The 4,357-nt window shown below is 46.0% G+C and carries 6 protein-coding genes; 5 read left to right on the top strand and 1 reads right to left on the bottom strand.

The genetic code is table 11. From position 1 onward, the window contains the following. Positions 1-59: 59 nt before the first annotated feature. Positions 60-728 (bottom strand): peptide-methionine (S)-S-oxide reductase MsrA, encoded by a 669-nt coding sequence (msrA, locus tag IQ229_RS15055; protein WP_194044949.1) that lies wholly within the window; start codon positions 726-728, stop codon positions 60-62. Positions 729-853: 125 nt separating this feature from the next. On the opposite strand from msrA, the gene IQ229_RS15050 reads away from it, so the two are divergent. The 5 genes from IQ229_RS15050 to IQ229_RS15030 form a co-directional block, all read left to right on the top strand. Beyond that, on the top strand, positions 854-1,291 hold the full coding sequence (locus IQ229_RS15050) for a YidH family protein (protein ID WP_194044947.1): 438 nt from the start codon (positions 854-856) through the stop codon (positions 1,289-1,291). Between the two features lie 375 nt (positions 1,292-1,666). Then, positions 1,667-2,545: an STAS domain-containing protein gene (locus tag IQ229_RS15045; RefSeq protein ID WP_228013481.1), complete on the top strand. Its 879-nt coding sequence runs from the start codon at positions 1,667-1,669 to the stop codon at positions 2,543-2,545. 13 nt (positions 2,546-2,558) lie between these two features. Further along, the gene (locus IQ229_RS15040; RefSeq protein ID WP_194044945.1) at positions 2,559-2,972 is read left to right on the top strand and encodes an STAS domain-containing protein; all 414 of its coding nucleotides are present in this window, start codon (positions 2,559-2,561) and stop codon (positions 2,970-2,972) included. Next, on the top strand, positions 2,911-3,357 hold the full coding sequence (locus IQ229_RS15035; RefSeq protein ID WP_228013480.1) for an anti-sigma regulatory factor: 447 nt from the start codon (positions 2,911-2,913) through the stop codon (positions 3,355-3,357). Before IQ229_RS15040 ends, IQ229_RS15035 begins: the two co-directional genes overlap by 62 nt. A gap of 1 nt (position 3,358) precedes the next feature. After that, positions 3,359-4,357 (top strand): ATP-binding SpoIIE family protein phosphatase (locus IQ229_RS15030; RefSeq protein WP_194044943.1); only part of this gene is annotated, 999 nt, incomplete at its 3' end.

Genomic DNA, 4,357 nt, shown 5'->3' with positions numbered 1-4,357 from the left:
GTATTATTTATTTTCCCTTGCTCCTCTGCTCTTCTGTCCCTCTGCCCCTCTGCTTTCTTCTAACCGCTAACTTGCGATTCAACTACACCCACGGGACAAGAAACATTTGTCCCTCCCAAACCACAATACCCGTTGGGATTTTTAGCTAGGTATTGCTGATGGTAGGCTTCAGCGTAGTAGAATTCCGGCGCATCTAAGATTTCTGTCGTAATCTTGCCATAACCTGCGCTGTTGAGGGCTTGCTGATAAGCTTCCCGCGATGCTTCTGCTAGCTGCTTTTGATTTTCGGAATATACATAAATTCCCGAACGGTATTGAGTGCCAACATCATTACCTTGGCGCATCCCTTGGGTGGGATTGTGGCTTTCCCAAAAGACTTTGAGCAGTTCGGCATAACTAATCACTTTGGGATCGAATACAACCAACACCACTTCATTGTGACCGGTTTGCCCACTACATACCTCTTCATAAGTGGGGTTGGGTGTTAAACCAGCAGCATAACCGACTGCGGTGGTGTAAACTCCTTTAAGTTGCCAGAATTTGCGTTCTGCACCCCAAAAACAGCCCAAGCCAAAAATTACCTTTTCTAATCCATCGGGAAAAGGAGGTTTTAAAGGATTCTTGTTGACATAATGAGCGGCAGGTACTGACATAGATTGTGCCCTTCCTGACAAAGCTTCTTCAGGTGTAGGCATATTTTGCTTTTTACCAAATCCGAATAGTCCCATTGATTTTGACTCTGATATACATCTTTACCTTATTTAATATTGTAAAGATTCTCGCGATCGCTTGGGTTGTAAGTATTAATACCTTGTTGATATTGAAAGTACGCTGTTAGCCTCAGAAGATACTTATGGATAAAATACCGAAAATTGACCGTCAAAGGGAGCATCAAGCGAATGAACGTACCTTTCTGGCTTGGCTACGCACTTCTATTGCATTGATTAGCTTTGGTTTTGTAATTGCGCGATTTGGTATATTTCTGCGCCAGTTGAATATTACTCTTACTCAACAAGAACCTCCGGTAAGTCCATTATCTAACTCGGAAAATTTGGGTGTTGCTTTGGTAATTTTTGGAATTTCGACTATTGCTTTAGCTGCATGGCGATACAACCAAGTTTTCTGGCAAATTGAAGGAGGGAACTATAGACCAAATAGGTTAATGGTTTGGATCATGACTGGAGCTGTAATTATTTTGGGATTTTTCTGTATTCCTTTGCTTCTATGGCGCGATAAAGTACCTTCTCGTTCTCCGCTTCCCATTCAACCACAGTCCCGAAATTTGCATTAAATACAGCAGGAGTCAGAATTCAGGAGTCAAAATACACTTTTAGACGAATCGCATTTTTTGTGACTTTTTTGCCGATCCGTCAATCAATCTTAGCGTAGGCGTAGCCCAACCCAGGCATCGCTATATGTCTATCTAATTTATCGCACTTAATAAGCTAAAACACATCTAAATTACATAATCACCCGTGAATGTCGTCCTTTGTCCTTAGTCATTAGTCATTTGTATTTACAAAGGACAAGGGACAAATGACTAATGACAGTCTCCACCAGATAATGTGCAACTTGAATGCACACCAGCTTATCTAGCAAGCTCTTAGGCTTTTTGTAATCATCGCTTTCACCTTGGACTGAATCGTCATACACTGATTTTGAACTAATGAAAGCGGTTGCCCTCAAAGAAACGATGAGCGAAAGTAAGATATCAGAGATATTAGAAACCTTCGAGGCAGACTTGCTGTCGGAGTGGACTCAGGAACTAGCTATTGTCAATATTCGCAGAGGCTTGATTAAAGAAGCCCAGCTAAAAGAGGAGTGCCGGGAATTCCTGAGTTTGTTTCGGATTGCCGTTGGGCGGGGCAACTTTACCAATATTCAGGCAGCGGAGTGGCAGGAGATGCGGGAGATGCTCAACAGCATTTCTCGATCGCGATCGCAAAATGGCTTCACACCCTCAGAAACAGCTACATTCGTCTTTTCGTTCAAGCAACCCCTCTTCAACCGAATGCGTCAGCAATTGCAAGACCCCATTGAGTTGGGTGAAAATATCTGGTTAGCCACAAACTTACTCGATCAGCTAGGATTGCTGACAATTGAGGTCTATCAAAAGGCGCGGGAAGAGGTGATTTTACGGCAGCAGGAAGAGTTGATGGAGCTGTCTACCCCCGTGGTTAAACTCTGGGAGGGAATTTTAGCATTGCCGATTATCGGCACCCTGGATAGTGCCCGGACTCAAATGATGATGGAATCGTTATTGCAAAAAATTGTCGAAACCAGTTCCGAAGTTGCCATCATTGACATTACTGGAGTTCCCACTGTCGATACCCTGACCGCTCAACATCTGCTCAAGACTGTTACCGCCGCCCGTCTTATGGGAGCTGATTGTATGATCAGTGGCATTCGTCCTCAAATTGCCCAAACAATCGTCTATCTTGGCATTGATTTGACAAATGTAGTCACAAAAGCAACCTTAGCTGATGCCTTTCTGACGGCGCTAAAACGGTTGGGAACGACCATTACCCGCTCTCAATCCAAATAGCTGGAAGAAAGCAATGGAACGCATTCCTATACTCAAAATGGGCAATTTTCTACTTGTGACAATCCAGGTAGATATGCACGATCGCCTCGCTATAACGCTACAGGAAGACTTGACAAACCGCATCACTCAAACTCACGCTCATGGTGTCCTGATTGATATTTCGGGATTAGAGATTGTTGATTCCTTCATTGGTAGGGTTTTAGCCAACATTGCCAGAATGTCATGGGTGCTAGATGCTGAGACAGTTGTCGTCGGGATGCAGCCTGCTGTGGCAATCACCTTAGTGGAATTGGGGCTGTCGCTGACGGGGATTCGCACTGCCCTAAACGTCGAAAAGGGTATGGCATTGTTGCGATCGTCACTCAATGAAACCACAAATCAAACCACTGCCACTAAATGGCGTGCAGATGATGATGCAGAAGACTGAAACGATTAACATTCAATCTTCTACAGATGTAGTTTTAGTTCGGCAGTCTGTGCGCCAGCTGGCCGTGGAAATTGGCTTTGGCTTAGTAGACCAAACTAAAATTGTTACCGCCGCCAGTGAGTTAGCCCGCAATACTCTAGACTACGGAGGGGGCGGCACAGTCAAGCTAGAAATCCTTCAGGAAGGGCGACGACGAGGACTCCGACTGACTTTTGAAGATCGGGGGCCGGGAATTTCCGATATCGAACTGGCGCTAAAGGATGGGTTCACAACGGGCAGCGGCTTAGGTATGGGGCTAGGTGGTGCCAAACGACTTGCCAACGAGTTTGAGATTCAGTCTGTGGTGGGAGAAGGAACACGGATAATAATTGTACGATGGAAATAAAATGAAAGAATCTGTCGCTGTCACAATTACTGAATCTAGCCAAACTGGGGAAGCCAGACGGGCAGCGATGGGTTTAGCAACTCGGCTCGGTTTTCAGGAAACAGAACGGGCCAAGGTTGGGATTGTGGTGACAGAAATTGCCAACAATCTGGTGCAGCACGCCCACGGCGGAGTTGTGCTAATGCGATCGCTCAAGCAACATTCCACAATTGGCATTGAAATCTTATCGCTAGATAAAGGACGGGGAATGGTCGATGTGGATGAGTGTTTGCAAGATGGCTTTTCCACAGCCAGAACCTTGGGCAATGGTATGGGTGCAATTCGTCGCCTTTCTGGTTTCTTGGAAATTTACTCCATTCCCAACCAAGGAACAGCGCTCCTGGCTCACCTCTGGCCAGACTCAGCCCCCCATCAACCTGAAAAGGTTTTAGAAATTGGAGCGATCTGTTTGCCCAAACGAGGAGAAGAGGTTTCAGGAGATATCTGGGTCTGTGAAGTCGATTGTTGCCGTAGCCTGTTGCTAGTAGCTGATGGTTTAGGGCATGGGCCTGCCGCGGCTTCTGCTGCTGACGCAGCCGTGAGAATCTTTCAAGAACATCTTCATAGTTCTCCTGGGGCGATCGTCGAAGCTGCCCACGCCGCCTTGCGAAGTACGCGAGGAGCAGCACTCGCCATTGCCGAAATCGATTTTGACCAACAGTCTGTCCGCTTTGCTGGAATTGGCAACATCGCTGCCAGCATTTTCTCCTTTACTGAGCACCGCAATTTGCTATCTCATAACGGCACGGTTGGACATGAAATCCGCAAAATTCAAGAGTTTAGCTATCCCTGGTATGCTAACGGAGTTTTAATTATGCATTCTGACGGATTAGGCGCTAAGTGGCAAATCGATCGCTATCCCGGCTTAATTCAAAAACATCCCAGCTTGATTGCAGGAGTGCTATACCGAGACTTTAACCGAGAGCGAGACGATGTGACAGTGTTAGTCGCGAAAGGAGGG

Origin of the sequence: Nostoc cf. edaphicum LEGE 07299 (genome assembly GCF_015207245.1) — a bacterium.
In the GTDB taxonomy this organism is placed as follows: Bacteria; Cyanobacteriota; Cyanobacteriia; order Cyanobacteriales; family Nostocaceae; genus Nostoc; species Nostoc edaphicum_B.
The sequence above is the reverse complement of the archived record's forward strand: the minus strand, read 5'-3'. Positions and strand labels throughout refer to the sequence as shown.